Annotated in this window: 10 protein-coding genes and 1 pseudogene; 8 read left to right on the plus strand and 3 right to left on the minus strand. The window is 38.2% G+C overall.

Going from position 1 to position 18008, the window contains the following annotated elements:
* The 3 genes and pseudogenes from AP75_RS14925 to AP75_RS04855 form a co-directional block, all read right to left on the minus strand.
* Positions 1-147: pseudogene (locus AP75_RS14925) on the minus strand (IS982 family transposase); the annotation flags it as partial.
* Positions 148-207: 60 nt separating this feature from the next.
* Entirely contained in the window at positions 208-717 is a 510-nt protein-coding gene (locus tag AP75_RS04850; protein WP_088263729.1) for a hypothetical protein, read from the minus strand.
* The gene (locus AP75_RS04855) at positions 714-1703 is read right to left on the minus strand and encodes a hypothetical protein (protein WP_143755815.1); all 990 of its coding nucleotides are present in this window, start codon (positions 1701-1703) and stop codon (positions 714-716) included. The genes AP75_RS04850 and AP75_RS04855 overlap by 4 nt, the downstream gene beginning before the upstream one ends.
* Before the next feature lie 206 nt (positions 1704-1909).
* Between AP75_RS04855 and rimP the strand changes: the two genes are divergently transcribed.
* The 8 genes from rimP (at position 1910) to AP75_RS04895 (ending at position 18002) form a co-directional block, all read left to right on the plus strand.
* Entirely contained in the window at positions 1910-2377 is a 468-nt protein-coding gene (rimP, locus tag AP75_RS04860; protein ID WP_031503656.1) for a ribosome assembly cofactor RimP, read from the plus strand.
* A 128-nt stretch (positions 2378-2505) separates the two neighbouring features.
* On the plus strand, positions 2506-3753 hold the full coding sequence (gene nusA / locus AP75_RS04865) for a transcription termination factor NusA (RefSeq protein WP_088263730.1): 1248 nt from the start codon (positions 2506-2508) through the stop codon (positions 3751-3753).
* 71 nt (positions 3754-3824) lie between these two features.
* Entirely contained in the window at positions 3825-6680 is a 2856-nt protein-coding gene (infB, locus tag AP75_RS04870) for a translation initiation factor IF-2 (RefSeq protein ID WP_088263731.1), read from the plus strand.
* A gap of 254 nt (positions 6681-6934) precedes the next feature.
* The gene (locus tag AP75_RS04875) at positions 6935-9859 is read left to right on the plus strand and encodes a SusC/RagA family TonB-linked outer membrane protein (protein ID WP_034767402.1); all 2925 of its coding nucleotides are present in this window, start codon (positions 6935-6937) and stop codon (positions 9857-9859) included.
* Between the two features lie 119 nt (positions 9860-9978).
* The gene (locus AP75_RS04880) at positions 9979-11382 is read left to right on the plus strand and encodes a RagB/SusD family nutrient uptake outer membrane protein (RefSeq protein WP_242589764.1); all 1404 of its coding nucleotides are present in this window, start codon (positions 9979-9981) and stop codon (positions 11380-11382) included.
* Between the two features lie 374 nt (positions 11383-11756).
* On the plus strand, positions 11757-14543 hold the full coding sequence (locus AP75_RS04885; protein WP_088263732.1) for a SusC/RagA family TonB-linked outer membrane protein: 2787 nt from the start codon (positions 11757-11759) through the stop codon (positions 14541-14543).
* Between the two features lie 16 nt (positions 14544-14559).
* A complete protein-coding gene (locus tag AP75_RS04890) occupies positions 14560-15987 on the plus strand; it encodes a RagB/SusD family nutrient uptake outer membrane protein (protein WP_088263733.1) in 1428 nt (475 codons plus the stop codon).
* Between the two features lie 86 nt (positions 15988-16073).
* Positions 16074-18002, plus strand: coding sequence for a putative porin (locus tag AP75_RS04895; RefSeq protein ID WP_031504622.1), 1929 nt, complete (start codon positions 16074-16076; stop codon positions 18000-18002).
* Positions 18003-18008 lie beyond the last annotated feature (6 nt).

Here is an 18008-nt window from a genome sequence, read left to right on the forward strand (position 1 = left end):
TGATAAATATTCTGCAGAAATATTTATGGCAATAAGTTCTAAATCACTCAATTTTGGTTTAATAGGTTTAAAATAAAAATTTTCATTTAAGGTTAATTTTCTTAATTCATTTAAAATAAAATCGTAAATTGCATCTAGGTTATTCATAGTGTATTCGATTGGTAGTCAATACAATATACGATTTTTTTTCGTATTATGAATAACCTTTTATAATGCACTACGGGTTAATATAATATTTATTAAGAAAAAGCGCCAGTTCTTACTCTTTTCAAGAAGTGTCCAGGAAATCAAACAAAGAATTAGACTTAACGTGTACGTGATGCTACCGGGCATCCAGTAAAATTCTTGCGAAAGGCTATATAACGAGAAACAATACGCTAAAAACATGAGGTTTGTAGTTAAAAGATAATCTTTGGGGCGTATTATTTGTTTTGTAAAAGCTACTAAAGAAATGTAAAACCCAAGTATTATAAATACAGCAATACTTCGGTACCAATGAAGTCCTGCCTCATTAAAATCAAAACTTCCTAAAATCATATTGGCGATGTATCTACCTCCCCAATTGAAATAATGCCATTCCTGAAAAGCCCAAAAACCATATGATTTTTGCTTCACAAAATAAGAGAAATCATCAGCTGATGGATAAATAAAAAAAGAATTTATTATCAGCACACAAAGTGTAACGAATGTGAGTAGATTAAATGTTTTTTTTATCATGAGTTTTGTGCTGCAATTTTTTTTACGTCAAATTTACTTAGAAATAAAACAGTAAGAAATAACGGGATATAAAGCCGTGTTTCGTAAAGAATTCCCGCGTAAAAACACATGGCAATATATGGTATAGAAAGAATATGGAAAATAATGATGCTGTTGAAGGCTTTCTTGTCTTTCGCAAGCATAAGAGGAAGAACAAAAAATACCGCCCAAAACAAAATCCCTAACAAATTTTTGAAATCGGTGAAATTCTGCAGGAAAAGATTACCGTCATTCGTAGTGAAAGTGCCTTGTGAAAACCTCATCCCTAAATAGATTGCGAAAAAAATAATGCCTAAAATTAGCACGGGAAAAATACTTTCTTTTCTGATCCCGAATTTTGCGTAGAGCAACGTTGCGGCAAGGGAAATCGACAATGCGGAGGATTCTCTATTAACAGTAGAAATTGCCAAAATCGCGACCAGTATGATGAGATTTTTGGCTGAAGTTTGTTCCAAATATTTCAATAAAAACCAAAAGAAAATCAATATTAAAAAATAACTCGAAACATCGTAAGGAACAAGGACAAACTGAGAAATACCAATTGTGAAGATGCAAATCGCGATCAGCAGGATTTTTTCGGAGGAAGTAGCGACGAAATTTTTCTTTTCGGTAATGAAAACTATCAAAACAGCGGTAAGCATTAGGAAAATTGTATTCAAAATATAAAAAGTCAAATACATTTTCGCGTCGGATTCTGGATTGAAGAATTTTAATTTAAATATATGATAATCAATGTTTAATGAAGATAAAAAATCATAAATTCCCATTAAAAAATAACCGCTGAGTTTTCTATACTGATAAATTCCAGATTTAAATTGCGCCTGAAAATCTGCGTAGTTGAGGATCTTGGATGAATAAATATTTCCAAACGAAAAATACACAAAACTATTGACCACCAAAGCCAATAATGTTGCAAAAACTAGTTTGGAAAATAAATTTAGTTTCAAATCAGGTGTTTTTTAATAAAGAAGTGCAGTCTTGCATCGATCGTTGCAAATATAAAGAAATTACACATTGTGGTCTGATTTTCAAGATTCAATTCTCTTAGGTGTTTTGCAGTTTTATCAAAAATTTGTATATTTGCATCGGATTTACGGAAAACAATGAAAAGGCCTTCGCAAGAATGCCTTTTTTCGTAACTCAAATTAAGGTTATGGAATTTAGAAAAAAAATAGAAGAACTGCTTCATCAGTTTTTAGCGGAAAGAACGGATTTGTTCCTGATCGATCTGAAGTTTTCAGCAAGCGACGATATCACGGTAATCCTCGATGGCGACAGTGGTGTTACGTTGCAGGATTGCTTGGATGCAAGTCGTGCGATTGAATTTAATATGGATCGCGAAGAGCATGATTTTTCCCTTCAAGTAATGAGTGCAGGATTGAGTGAGCCGCTGGTAACGCCAAGACAATTTAGAAAAAACTTGGGTCGTGAACTCGATATTCTGCTTGCCGATTCCACAAAAATCGAGGGAGAACTTGCGAAAGTGGAAGACGATCACATCACTTTGGTGTTGAGATACAGAAAACCTAAAGAAATAGGTAAAGGAAAGGTGGATGTAGAAGAAGAGAAAGAAATTCCTTACACCGAGATCAAAAAAGCGTTGGTCGCAATAAAGTTTTAAAAGAAGAAAAAGGTTATTCGAAGGGATATCTGAAAAAAAATAATAGTAATTTCATTGTAGTTCAAGCGTTTCGGCGCTTTCAACTTCTCCCGGCAACATTCGGGAATTTAAAAATAAAATAAAAAATAATGGACGGTTTAGCATTGATTGAAGCATTTGGCGATTTCAAAGAAGATAAAAACATCAGCAAAATTGATCTGATGGCGATTATAGAAGATTCACTGAAAACTTTACTTAGAAAAAGGTATGATTCTGATGATCACTTTGATGTAATCGTAAACCCTGATAAAGGAGATTTTCAAATCTTTTTGAACAAAACAATCGTTGAAGACGAAATGTCGGAAGACGATGATTTGGAAATTGAAATTTCTGAAGCTAAAAAGATAGATCCAACTTTCGAGGTTGGTGAAGATTTTACTGAAGAAATTCCAATCGAGAAATTGGGAAGAAGAAGTATTCTTACTTTAAAGCAAATTCTTGCTACAAAGCTTCAGGAGCACAACAACGGGGTTTTATATGATCAGTTCCGTGATAAAATTGGAGAGATTGTAGTAGGAGAAGTGCACCATATTCGTCACAAACACGTGATTTTGTTAGATGATGAAGACAATGAATTTATTTTGCCAAAAGAAAATCAGATTCCTTCGGATTTCTTCAAAAAAGGAGAAAACGTAAGAGCAGTGGTAGAAAGTGTAGATTTCAAAGGAGCCAAACCACAAATTATTGTTTCCCGAACTGCACCGAAGTTCTTGGAAAAACTTTTGGAGCTTGAAATTCCTGAAATCCAGGATGGTACCATTATTTTGAAAAAAGTAGTGAGAATCCCGGGTGAAAAAGCGAAAATCGCGGTAGATGCGTACGATGACAGAATTGATCCTGTAGGAGCTTGTGTGGGGGTGAAAGGATCTAGAATTCATGGAGTAGTAAGGGAATTGAAAAACGAAAATATTGACGTAATTCAATGGTCTAAAAACCCTGAAATCTTGGTGAAAAGAGCATTAGGAAACATCACTATCAATAAAATTGAGATCAATCCGGAAACACAGTATGCCTTAGTGTACACGCCGGTTGAGGAGATTTCAAGAGTGATTGGAAAGCAAGGACAAAACATCCGATTAGCTTCTTGGTTAAGCGGTTATGAAATCGATGTTTATAGAGAGGCTAGCGAAGATGACGATGTAGAATTGAAAGAATTCGCAGGTACCGAAGAAGGCGATATCGAACAATGGATCATCGACGAATTCGAGAAAGTAGGACTTACTACAGCGAAAAGCATCTTGGACAAAGAAACCGATGCACTATTGAAAATGGTAGATTTGGAAGAAGAAACCATTGAAGAGGTAAAACAAATTTTGAAGGAAGAGTTTGAAGACTAATCCTGAAAAATCTTCATATTAAAGGAAAAGCATTAACTTTACCGAAAATTAAATAAAAGTATAAATTATACATGCCCAAAATTAGATTAAACAAAGCGGTTAAGGAATTTAATATCTCGATGTCACGATTGGTAGAATTTCTACAATCCAAAGGTATTGAGGTAGAAAATAACCCGAACGCTCAATTGGAAGAATCGGCATATTCTGCATTGGAAGCTGAGTTCGCCAAAGATGGTGAACAAAGAAAAGCTTCCCATGAGGTCGTGATGATTAAAGTTCCGGAAGAGAAACTGGAAATTGAACCTTCAAAACCTGAGGTAATAAGAGCCAAAGCAAGCCTGAGACCTGAAACAAAAGTTTTGGGTAAAATAGACCTTGAACCCAAAAAAGCTGAGGTTCAGGAAGAAGTGAAGCCAGAGGCAACTCCGAAAGAAGAACCGGCTCCGACCGCAGAAGTTCCCGTTACTCCTGCACCTTCTGAAAAACATGAATTTAAAGTTTTAGATAAAATCGATTTATCACAAATCGAAGGTCAACGACCGAAATCTGCCAAAAAAGAACAAGCAAAAAAAGAAGCAGAAAAGCCCGCTCCAAAAGTTGAGGAAGCTCCTGCTCCAAAAGCGGAAAATCCAGCGCCTGCTGCCGAAAAACCAGCAGAAACAACCAATGCTTCTAACGAAGAACCAGCACAAAATGATAAAATAGAAACTGTTTATCAGAAACTGGAAGGTGTTAAAATTCTGAAACAAACCGTAGATCTTTCTCAATTCAATAAGCCAAAGCCTCAAGGCGGAGCCAATAGTGCAGCAGCGAAAAAGAAAAGAAAAAGAATCGAAAAACCTAATAATCCGGGAAGCAACACTCCAGGACAAGGAAATAACCAAGGGAACCGTCCACAAGGTCAGGGAGGTAACAACAACCGCCCGCACGGACAAGGGGGAAACAGACCTGGTTACCAAGGTGGTGCAAATGCTGGAAAAGGTGGAAGCCGAAGAGGCGCTCCTACCATGCCTGTAGAGCTTACCGATGAGCAGGTTAAGAATCAAATTAAAGAAACTTTAGAAAAACTCACCAATAAAGGAGGGAAAAATAAAGGAGCGAAATATAGAAAAGAAAAAAGAGTTTACCGAAGAGAGCAGGATGAGCTTCAGCAAGAAATTGATGCAGCAGACAGAACGCTAAAGGTAACAGAATTTATTACTGTTGGGGAATTAGCAAGTTTAATGAACGTGAGCCCTACAGAAGTAATTTCTGCATGTTTCTCGCTTGGAGTAATGGTGACCATGAACCAGCGATTAGAAGCAGATACATTATTGCTAGTAGCGGATGAATTCGGGTACAAAATTGAATTCTCTGATGCGGATCTTGAAGAATCTGCGGTTGAAGAAGATGTAGATAAAGAAGAAGATTTGTTGCCAAGAGCTCCAATTGTTACCGTAATGGGACACGTAGATCATGGTAAAACATCTTTACTCGATTATATCAGAAAAACTAACGTAATTGCCGGTGAATCCGGTGGTATTACTCAGCACATTGGTGCTTACAACGTGAAATTGGAAAATGGTCAACGAATTACCTTCCTTGATACACCAGGTCACGAAGCGTTTACTGCAATGAGAGCGCGTGGAGCACAAATTACCGATATCGCAATTATCGTAATCGCTGCCGATGATGATGTGATGCCACAAACTAAAGAAGCAATTTCTCACGCACAGGCTGCTGGAGTTCCGATGATTATCGCTTTAAACAAAGTGGATAAGCCAAACTCTAACCCGGACAACATCCGTCAGCAACTATCAGCAATGAATATTCTGGTAGAAGAATGGGGAGGAAATGTTCAATCTCAGGAGGTTTCTGCTAAGTTTGGTAACAATATGGATGCGTTACTCGAAAAAGTATTGTTGCAGGCAGAAATGCTTGAGCTAAAAGCAAATCCAAATAAAAACGCACAAGGTGTTGTAATAGAAGCTTCATTAGACAAGGGAAGAGGTTACGTCTCTACACTTCTGGTCCAAACCGGTACTTTAAAAGTAGGAGATTATGTGCTTGCAGGAAAAAATCACGGTAAAGTAAAAGCAATGCTGGATGAAAGAGGAAAACCTATGGAATCTGCAGGACCTTCAATCCCGGTTACAATCTTAGGGTTAGACGGCGCACCTACTGCAGGTGACAAATTCAGAGTATTTGCAGATGAACGAGAAGCGAAAACCATCGCAACAAAACGTGAGCAACTCCAAAGAGAGCAATCGATCAGAACCAAAAAGCACCTTACATTGGATGAATTGGGAAGACGTATCGCACTTGGAGATTTCAAAGAACTTAATATTATCCTGAAAGGGGATGTGGACGGTTCCGTAGAAGCGCTTTCGGATCAGTTGCAAAGACTTTCAACAGAAGAGATCAGTATCAATATTATTCACAAAGGTGTTGGTCAGATTACCGAATCTGATGTGCTTTTAGCAGCGGCTTCTGATGCGATTATGATTGGTTTCAACGTGAGAGCGGGTGCCAATGCAAAAGAATTGGCCGATAAAGAAGAAATCGAAATCAGAACTTATTCTGTCATCTATAAAGCGATCGATGAAGTAAAAGAAGCGATGGAGGGAATGCTTTCTCCGGAAATTCAAGAGCAAGTAATTGGAATCGTAGAAATCCGCGAAACCTTCAAAATCACCAAAGTAGGAACGATCGCAGGATGTATGGTCCTCAGCGGTAAAGTAACCCGAAATTCGAAAGTCAGATTGCTGCGTGACGGTATCGTGAAATTCGATGGTGAACTTGAAAGTTTGAAGCGTTTCAAAGACGATGTGAAAGAAGTAACCAAAGGTTACGAGTGTGGATTGAACATCAAGGGATACAACGACATCGAAGTTGGCGACATCCTGGAAGTTTACGAAGAAGTTGCCGTTAAGAAAAAACTGAAGTAACGACCGTTAAAAATTATGATGAAAACCTGCTTTTACGGCAGGTTTTTTTTGGTAAATATCTAGATATATCAAAGAAAAATAAGTTTTTTTAAAAACGATTTTTTTATTCGTCAGCAAATGTTGTTAAACTAAAAATGAGTTAAAATAATAAATTGTAAAGGTATCTTACAAGTTGAAATTGTTTTTAAAATATAAATTTGTTCATGTTAAAATAAATTAACATATTTGCACTATAATATTAAAAAAGTGTTAATATGAATGTGAAATTAAGAGTATTAAGTATTGGGGCAATGTTTTTTGCGGCCCAGCACTTATCGGCACAGCAAGACACTACCAAAGTTCAAAATATTGATGAGGTAGTTGTAGTGGCCTACGGAACGCAAAAGAAATCAACATTAACAGGATCTAACCTTCAAGTTGGTGCTAAAGAGATTGAAAACAGGCCGATTTCCAATGCCCTTCAGGCTCTGGATGGAGCCGGTGCAGGTATCCAGATTGCGGCGTCTTCTGGGCAGCCGGGTGATTCCCCTGCAATTAGAATCCGTGGTGCGGGTTCATTTTTGGCAAGTAACTCGCCTTTGATTGTAGTAGATGGTGTACCGTTTTCAGGAAACTTGAATTCGATTAATCCTAATGATATTGAAAGTCTAAACGTTCTAAAAGATGCTGCTTCCACTTCATTATATGGTTCTTCAGCAGCTAACGGGGTAATCCTCGTAACAACTAAAAGAGGAAAGAAAAACTCTTCTCGTGTAACACTGAATTCGAGCACGGGTATCATTGGTAGATTCGTACAGGAATATGACCGTGTAGGCCCTAAAGATTACTACTTGCTTACATGGGAATCAATGAGGAATGGGAGATTATTGGTTGCAAATCAAACTTTAGCTACTGCTAACGCATATGCCAGTGCAAACCTGATTTCAGGTAACCTTAAAACCAATGTATTCAATGTTCCGGATAACCAGCTTGTTGTTGATGGAGTTTTCAATCCAAATGCGCAACTGAAGTATAACGATTTCGACTGGGCAGATGCGATTATGGGTACGGGTCTGCGTAACGAACACAGCATCTCATACTCTGGGGGTAATGATAAGAGTACTTTCTACTCCTCTCTCAACTACACGAATGAAGAAGGATATGTAATAAAATCGAACTTTGAGAGAATGACACTGCGTTTAAATGCTGATTCTCAAGTTAAGCCATGGTTAAAATTAGGGACTAGTCTTAATGGATCCTTCTCTAGCGGTTCTAATGCGGTAGATGGAGAAAATAATAATGCATCATTTGTAAACCCATACAGATGGACACGTGGTATGGGGCCGATCTATAGCCCTTATAAACATGATCCTGTTACAGGTCAAAGGATGTACGATGCTGATGGAAACGTAATGTACGATAACGGAGCAATGCGCGGTTCTGATGGGGCATCAGGGAGAAACGTTGTCTGGGAAACATTATTGAATGACAATATTACTGACGCCTACAATATTCAGGGTAATGTGTATGCAGAAGCACAGATTTTGGAAGGATTAACTTTCCGTACTAACGGATCATACAATTATAGAGGAACTCTTAATAAGACCTACACCAATACGCTGATTGGTGACGCGATAGGTATTGGTTCTGCGGCCAGAACTGCCTATTTCCGCAGAGATTTTACATGGAACCAGATCTTGACTTACAACAAGTCTTTTGGAGATCACAACTTCACCTTAATGGGAGGTCATGAAAATTTTGAAGAAAAGTATGACTATTTATATGGCTACAAGAGGCAACAGATCCTAGAAGATCAGTTCGAGTTTGATAACTTTGTTGACAACTCATCACTAAGCTCATCACTTAACAGAAGAAGCAAGGAAGGGGTTTTCGGGAGAGTAAATTATAATTACCTGGAGAAATACCTTCTGGAAGGATCTATCCGTTGGGACGGTTCCTCACGTTTCCGAGATGAAGTAAGATGGCAGTCTTTCTGGTCAGCTGGCGCAGGATGGGTGATTTCACGAGAAAACTTTATGAGTGGGATTAACAAAATCGACTTCCTTAAACTAAGAGCATCTTACGGAGAGGTAGGTAATGATAATCTTGAAAGTTGGTATGCATTTAAATCATTATACGGAATTGGTTACAATAATGGAACGGAAGCAGGAACGCTGCTTACAACCGTTGCTGATCCTGATGTTCACTGGGAAACAAAAGCACAAAGTGATGTAGCATTGGAGTTTGAATTATTTGACAGAAGAGTAAAAGGGACATTGGAATATTACAATTCTGAAACCCGTGACCTACTTTTTGCAACAAAAAAGCCACTTAACGCAGGTGTTCCTGGTAACGAAGTTGTGACAAACATCGGTGCGATGGTAAATAGGGGTTACGAAGTAACAATTTCAGCAGACGTAATCCGTAATCAAGACTTAAAATGGAATATCACGGCTTTTGGTTCAACCTATGAAAATGAAGTTACTCAACTCGAAGAATCTTTTATCAACGGATCGAAGAAAATTGAACAAGGCAAAGACATTTATGCTTTCTATCTCAGAACCTGGGCTGGTGTAGATCCTACTGATGGACAAGGACTTTTCGTGCTGGATCCAACTAAATCTGTTGTGAATGCTACCGACGAAAGAACAGTGAATGGACAGAAAGTTACTACCAACCAGAATAAAGCTTTGCTGGAATACCAAGGATCTGCAATACCAGATTTCTTCGGTAATGTTTCTACAACAGTTAATTTTAGAAATTGGGAACTTTCCGCAGCGCTTAATTATCAATTTGGAGGTTTGATTTATGACACGAATTATGCAGCATTGATGACAGCTTATCCGCAAGGTGGAGCTCTTCATACTGATATGCTTAACAGATGGACAACTCCAGGACAAATTACTGATGTACCTGTAATGAACTCTTCATACACCGCAGGACCTGCGGCAGCTTCTTCACGATGGCTGATCGATGCGAGTTATGTAATGCTAAGGAATGCGACTTTAGGGTATAACTTTAATAAAGATCTTATAAAATCGGTTGGGATTTCCAGTCTTAAGTTATTTGTAAGCGGTGAGAATATTTGGATGACAAGCAAGCGAAAAGGTTTGGAGCCTTATCAATCATTCAACGGTACTACTACTAACAGATACTCCCCACCCCGAATTGTTACCTTTGGTCTAAGTACAACCTTCTAAATTAAATTAAAATGAAATTCTTCAATAAATCATCAATTTTTGTAGCTGCGGCATTTGTACTGCTTGCTACGACAGTATCCTGTGAGAGAGAGTATCTCACGACAGACCCTACAGATTCTGTGAGTTCATCCACCGTTTATTCTTCTGTAGCAAACATGACTACAGCGATCAACGGTATGCATCGAAATATGCACCGCCGTCAGAATTCAAGTCAGGGTCAGAATGGCGCAACACATATCCTAATCTATATGGATGTTATGGGGGAGGATCTTATTTTCCCTGCAACTGGACCAGGTTGGTTTGTGAGCACCATACGATGGCTGGATAATGCGAATGCTAACTCTGGTAACCTTTTCTATCCGTATGATTTCTTCTATGAGCAAATCAGAATGGCAAACGATCTTATCAATTATGGGCCTGCAGCTGCAGGTGATGCTACCGAAAGGGAGCGAGTAATGGGTGAGGCTTATGCTTTCCGTGCATATTCTTACTTCATGCTGAATCAGATTTATGCTAAAAGATATGTTCCAGGCAGTACAAACACTCAGTTGGGGGTTCCATTAAGGTTAGATGATAGCATGGATCCTATTCCTCGTGCTTCATTGGAAGCTAATTATACGCAAATCAAAGCTGATCTTCAGCAGGCTATTGTATTACTTAATGGTAAAGCTAGATCCAACAAGTCACACTTTAACGTAAACGTGGTAAAAGGCCTTATGGCAAGAGTTGCGCTGACAACAGGAGATTATGCAAATGCTGCTACTTACGCAAATGAAGCAAGACAAGGCTTTGCACTAATGAATAACGCTACTTATAAAGCAGGATTTAACAACTATGCTGTCGGTGAGTGGATGTGGGGCTACAAGCCGATTGCTGCTACCTCCGATTATTTTGGTAATTTCCATGCATATATGTCCAGAAATTATAATTCTTCCCAAATTCGTCAGGCACCCAAAGTTGTAAACAAACTTCTTTTCAATAGTTTTCCTGCAACGGACGTGAGAACACAAGTAATTGATCCTACAGGAGCCCATACTTCACTCAATCTGCCTTCAACTTATCTAAAGGTTGCGTATACCTCACAAAAGTTCCTTTCGGTAAATGCAGAGGGCGCCATTGATGCCAATACCAGTTTAGGTGATATACCGTTCATGAGGTCAGCTGAAATGTACCTCATTGAAGCAGAGGCTTTGGCAAGAAACAACCAGGAAGCACAATCAAAAGTGGTGTTCACTCAGTTAGAGCAAAACAGGAACCCTGCATATGTAACTTCTACAAAAACTGGTCAGGCATATATTGACGAAATTCTTACCAGCAGAAGACTCGAGCTTTGGGGTGAAGGTTTCAGATTTCTTGACTTAAAGAGACTGAATCTGCCGTTGGACAGAACTAACACGAACTATGCGCCCGTGGTAGTAAATAACCTATTAACTGTTCCCGCAGCAGACAAACTTTGGACATGGCTCATTCCTCAAGCTGAAATTGATGCTTCCAAAGGACTTGTTGAGCAAAATGAACTTTAGAACCTGTTTTTAGCATATAACAAACTATTGCAAGTTCTTAAATTCACGGAAACAAGTTTTGTTAAGTCAAGTTCAATAAGCTTTCATCTGATAAAGCCATCCGAAAGGGTGGCTTTATCATTTTATGACAGGTGAGCACATTAGGTAATTTTCACCAACCTTCCCTGTATGCCTACTACTTCTGAAAATAAAACACCTATTTTTCGCTATTATGTTAACAAAAATAAAAATAACTTAAGGATATGGAAATTTTAATTTGTATATGTTAAAATAAATTAACATATTTGTCCCATTAAATATTAAAATGTGTTAATATAATTGTAAAATTACGAGTTTTAAGTGTTGGTGTATTGTTCTTTGCTGGGCATACACTCATGGCTCAGAAAGCAAAAAAAGACACGGCTACCAAAACACAGGATATTGAAGAGGTGGTAATTTTAGGGTCTTACGGTATTAAAGAATCCCAAGAACAAAAAGTTGGTTCGTATTCTTTAATTTCATCAAAAGTTTTAGAAAAGCCAAACGCAGTGTCCTTAGATTTAGCGATTGCAGGTCAAGCTTCTGGGGTTGTAATTAACTCTAACAGTGGTCAGCCAGGTTCCAACGCTAGGGTTTTGATCAGAGGTATCAGCAGTTTGTCAGGAAATACCCAGCCGCTTTACATCGTAGATGGGGTGCCGGTTCTAACGGGTGATGCTGCAGGTGTTGCAACTACCTCAAATGCTTTAGCGATGATTAACCCTGCAGATATTGAATCGATTGAGGTTCTAAAAGATGGGGTTACTACGTCACTTTACGGTTCCAGAGGGGCTGCAGGTGTTATCGTGATTAAAACAAAATCAGGAAAAAAAGGGGGCAAATTTAGTTTAAACTCAGAAATCGGTGCTGGTACAGAAGCGTATGAAAAATATGATTTGCTTGATGGACCGGGTATGGTGAAATTACTTACCATGGGTTATATGAACCAAGGGCAAAGCGAGGCAGATGCTACCGCTAATGCAATTTCATATTATAACTGGGATGGTAAAACCAACGATAATTGGCAGGAAGCGACAAGAAATGCATCTCCAATTTTTAGTAGAAACACCATCAACTATTCCGGAGGTACCGAATTTGCCAATATTTATGCCTCATTAGGTTATACCGATCAGGAAGGGATCAGTAGAGACGCTTCTTATAACAGACTAAATGCCTCATTAAAGGGTACTTGGAAGGTTTCCGACAGATTGATCGTGCAAATGTCCAACATGTTATCCAGAGCAAATCAAAAAGGACCTTTGGATTATGTATATTTTCAAAACCCAATTTTAGGTTCAAGATTTATTAACGGAACTCAGCCGATTTATAATGAAGACGGTTCCTATAACCTAAATTTAATTTCAGGAATAGGTGCTGATTTCAACTTAGTGGGAATTCAGGATGTTAATAAGAGAAAATCGACATTCACCAAAATTTTGTCGTCATTAGGGGTTGATTACAATTTTGCAAAAAACTTTAGATTCTCTTCAAATATTGGGATTGATTATAATTACTATGATGAATTCGAGTGGCAGAATCCAGATTTTGCTGATGGAGTAAATGCTGGAGATGAATTAGGAAATGGAAATGGTATCAAAACAGATTACAGTTATTTTACTTGGAACTGGTCAAATTTGGTTCATTATAATGTGAAGTTAGGTCAGAATGAAGATCATGACCTTAATTTATCGGTAGGTGCCGAAGCAACAAACAAAGTTTCGAAAAACACCTTTGTACTCCGTCAAGGTTATTTATCTGGTCACTGGGATCTTGTAACTTTGGCTAATGCAGCAAATATTGCTGATGGTTCTTCTGATAATACCGAATGGAACTTAATAGGGTATATCGCTAGAGCTTCCTACGGCTTCAAAAATTACTTTAATATTACCGGATCTTTCAGACGAGATGGATTTTCGCATTTCGGGGACAATGTAAAATATGGTAATTTCTGGGCAGCAGGAGCAAATGTGAACATACATAACCTTGGTAATATTGCAGATACTTTCCAGAACTTCCAGGTTCGTGCTAGTTATGGTGAAGTGGGAAATACAGGGGGAGATGATTTTCTCTATAGAAAATACAAACTACTTACTCCAAATTCTTACTTAGAAGCTTCTGGAAATTCGATTACTCCGGGTAACCCTGATTTAGGATGGGAAACTTCAAAAAAATTAAACGTCGGTATCGATTTAGGTTTTTATAAAAATAGATATCGAGTTTCTGTAGATTGGTACAAAAACGATGTTGTGGATCAGTTAACCAGCGATGTTCCAAACCCTGGATCTACTGGATTCCCTAACTTATTAGGAAATGCAGTTTCTTCTGTTTCATCAGGAGTTGAGACAAGTTTAAGTGCAGATATCGTTAACAAAGAAAACTTCAAATGGACGGTAACTGGAAATTATTCTTATAATGATTCTAAGGTTACAAAATTATTGAGCCCATTTGTCGACAGAACTTTTGCTAAGCGTTTTCTTGTAGATCATAACCCAACCGAATGGTATTTATATGCTTACGCGGGAGTGGATAAATCTAATGGTGATGCGTTGTGGTACACCAACGAAGCACTCACCGAAACAACGAATGACACTTCAAAAGCGTTAAGAATGATGACCGGTAAAAATGCTTTACCTACGCATACAGCAGGTTTAACAAATAATTTCAATTATAAAAACCTTTCACTTTCGTTCTTATTCACCTATATGGGCGATTACTATGTATATGATTTATGGCAACGCTACTTCAACAATGATGGTCAAGATATCCAAGGTGTTCAGTTCGCAGATGCTTTAAATGGCTGGACTGTAGATAATCCAAACTCAGACCGTCCGAAATTTTTGCCTGGTAATACCGCAACTCGTCTGCATTCAACAAGATACCTATTTAAAGGTGATCATGTGAGATTGAAAAGTTTAGAATTAGGGTACAGAATTCCTAAAGACGTTTTGGGAGAATTTGGTCCTAAAGGTATTTATCTATATCTAAGAGGAGTAAATCTTTGGACTTATGCGTTTGATAAAAACTTGCCATTCGATCCGGAAGCCAACTCCAACACCATGGGTACAATCGGTGGAATGGGTGTGTATGATCAAACACAGCCAAATATGAAACAATATCTATTTGGAGTTACAATTGATTTTTAATAAAAAAAATTAAACAATGAAATTTAAAAATATTCTTATAGCAACCGCTTTCACAACACTAGGAGTCGCTTCTTGTACTGATAGTTTCCTTACCGATCTACCACCAAGCTCTATCGTCATTTCTCCAAGCGGTTCACTGAAAACTAAAGCGGATCTTGAAGTTGCGGTTAATGGTCTTTATGCCACAATGAATTCCGCGTCGGCTCTTGGTGCCAATCATCAAACGTATCAGGAACTTACCGGTGACCTCGCCTTTGTGGGAATGGTAAATTCCGGAAGATTTACCCAAACAAATGGATGGGGACACATTAGCCCAAGTGATGGCGTAAGTGATGGTCTGTGGAACAGTCTTTATAATATCATAGCAAATGCCAATTTCATCTTGGAGTATGAAGGGAAAATTCCTGAAGGTGATACTGGTGGTGCGCCAACAACTGATTTGTTTGCTCATGCGCATGCCGTAAGAGCATACTCCTACTTGACTTTGATGCAATATTTTGCACCAAACTTTGGAGATGGCGATCAAAGTCTTGGAGTACCATATCCTACTACTTTCGATCTTACACAAAAACTTCCTAGATCTACTGTAAGTGAGGTTTATAACGGGATACTTGCTGATTTGAATTACGCGAACGCGAATCTTAGTCAAGAATATAGCACCAGTAAAAATAAATTTAATATCGAAGCCGCAAATCTATTGACAGCACGGACATATCTTTATATGAAGAACTATCCGAAAGCAATCGAATTTGCCAATAAAACGTTAGCAGGTTCCACTCCTCTGTTAGAAAGATCTAAAGTGGGCTCCTATTTTTTAGGTGATAATGATGTCAACGAAACGTTGTTTCAAATTTATGAATCTTCAACTGTTAACCTTGGTTCAAATGATGCTTTATCAGGAACATGGTCATCAGCGGGAACTTATAAACAAAACTGGATGAGAAGAAGTTTCTGGGAAACGTTCCCATCCACTGATATTAGAAGAACTACATGGTACACTTCTAATGCGTATGTGAACAATTTAGGGGATACTCCGAAACCAATTGACGTTAGAAAGTATACTTCTGCCGCAAAAGACGTGGTGCTTTTCAGAAAAACAGAAGCGGTATTTGTTTTGGCGGAAGCAAACTATTATCAGAATCCTGCTGCTGCTGCTTCGGGTCTTCAAGCTTGGGTTAAAACCTACAGAGATACTGCATATTTACTTCCTGCAACTTCCGGGCAAGCTTTGCTCGACGAAATCTTAAGACAAAAAGGATTTGAATTTTTCTTGGAAGGTCACCGATTGACTGACCTTAAGAGAAATCATAAACCGGTTGATAAAACAGGACAAAACAACAATACTTTTGTCGCTGAAGCAGACAATTATAAATTTGTTTGGCCAATTCCTATTTCGGAAATGCAAACAAATCCTAATGTGGTCCAAAATCCCGGCTACAACTAATCCAAATTAAATACTCAAAACCCCGCATATCTAGCGGGGTTTTTTATTTCCCTATATTTCTTACATTTGTAGTCCAAAGTTTAACAATGAAATACTTCTTTCTCTGTCTATTATTTTGCAACAGTCTGCTTGTTGCGCAAGTCGTCAACAAAACCGATTCCAACAGAGTAAAACCTCAGGATACCCTGGTTATTGATTCCGGACGGAAAGATTCACTGCAGATCTTTAAGCCTACGATTTACGATTATCAGTATCAAACTCAGTTTTCCGAGAAGAAGATATTTGATACGGTTTTGAGCCACAACAAAACCTATATCTTTTCGCAATACAACAACCGCGATAACTTTGGGAAAATACAGTTTGCCAATATCGGTTCAGGTTATCAACCGCTGGTTTATGAGGTAAATCCCGAGCAAAACTTGTCCTTGCTTCCAACCAATAAATCATTCATAATTCTTGGTGTTAATGACGTTAAGTATTACGATGTAAAAACCCCCACCACGGCTTTCGTATATCATAATTCCGTGAGCAGTGGAGCAGCGCTGCAATCCACTTACACTCAAAACATCGGTAAATATTTCAACTTTGCGGTAGAGTACATGGGTTTAAGGTCTTTGGGAGTCTATCAGAATAATTTGGCTTCTAACAACAATATCATCTTCTCCGGCCACTACACTTCCAAAAACAATAAGTACGAAGCTTTCGCGCACTATCTGCACCAAAATGTAAATAATGAAGAGAATGGCGGTGTTTCCGACATCAGTCTTTTCCTCGATGGAAACAGTAATTTCGATAACCGTCTGAATTTGCCGGTCAACCTTTCTGGGTCGGATTCCAGATTTTCTTACAGAAGGTATTATTTCAGCCAACAATTCCGGCCTTTTGCATCCGAGAAATTTCCTTTTAAAATTAGACATACCTTCTTTCATCAAGCCAATAAATATTACTATAATCAATCTTCAGCGGAAGGATATTATTTCACCGAAGCTGATGAGTTGATTGATTATCCACTTTCTTCGAAGAAATATTCCAAGAATTTGAGCAATACCGTAAGCATTCTTTTCGACAAAGAACACTTCAAATTAGACGCGGGAGTTCGCCATCAATTGATCAAATTTGGAATAGGAACCGCTTTGCCGGAATCCTTCAATATTCCCCAAGAAAGATCTGAAAACCGAATTGGCGCAGTAGGTAATTTACAAATTAAACTTTGGAACAAAGTCGCTCTTAATTCCAATTTGGAGTTTTCCAATGGTAGCGAGTTTGGGAGTTTTCTACGTTCGCGAAACTTACTGAAATTCGAACCGATCGAAGGGTATTTCGTAAATGCTAAGGTGAATTTCCAAACCGCATCGCCGACCTTTAATTTGCTGATGAATCCATCGATTTACCGCAAATTCAATTATAATTTAGAAAATCCAAACAATGAATCGATTACCGAAATTGGAGGTGATGTTAACCTAAAATGGTTCAAAAGCAGTGTTTTTGCCAATTATTTCAGAATTGATAGTTTCACCTATCTCGATGCCGATGCACAACCGCAACAGAGCAGTTCTTCTTTAAATATTTCCCAAATTGGCGGGGAAGCCACCTTCTCTTATGGCAATTTCCATTTGAATCCGAAAGTGCTTTTCCAAAGTGCAATTGGGAATAAAGATTTGTTGCCAATGCCTAATTTTATTGGTAGAGCCAACCTTTTTTGGCAATCCAAAGCATTCAAAAAAGCAGCGGAAATTCAAGCTGGAATCAAGGTGTATTATTTCAGTAAGTTCGCTTCACGGGAATATTTTCCGGTGCTGAACGAATTTATTTTACCGAATGCAAATTCCTATTCCATCGGCGGACAACCAATTGCCGATGTCTATTTCAACCTGAAAGTGAAACGGATGTTCTTTTTTATCGAAGCGCAACATCTGAACACTACTTTCATGCAGAACAAATCTTTCACCGTGCCAAATTATCCGATTTATGATTTCCGATTGAATCTGGGGATTGTTTGGTATTTATTCAGTTAAGACTAT

Origin of the sequence: Kaistella haifensis DSM 19056, from assembly GCF_000735695.2 — a bacterium.
Taxonomy (GTDB): domain Bacteria; phylum Bacteroidota; class Bacteroidia; order Flavobacteriales; family Weeksellaceae; genus Kaistella; species Kaistella haifensis.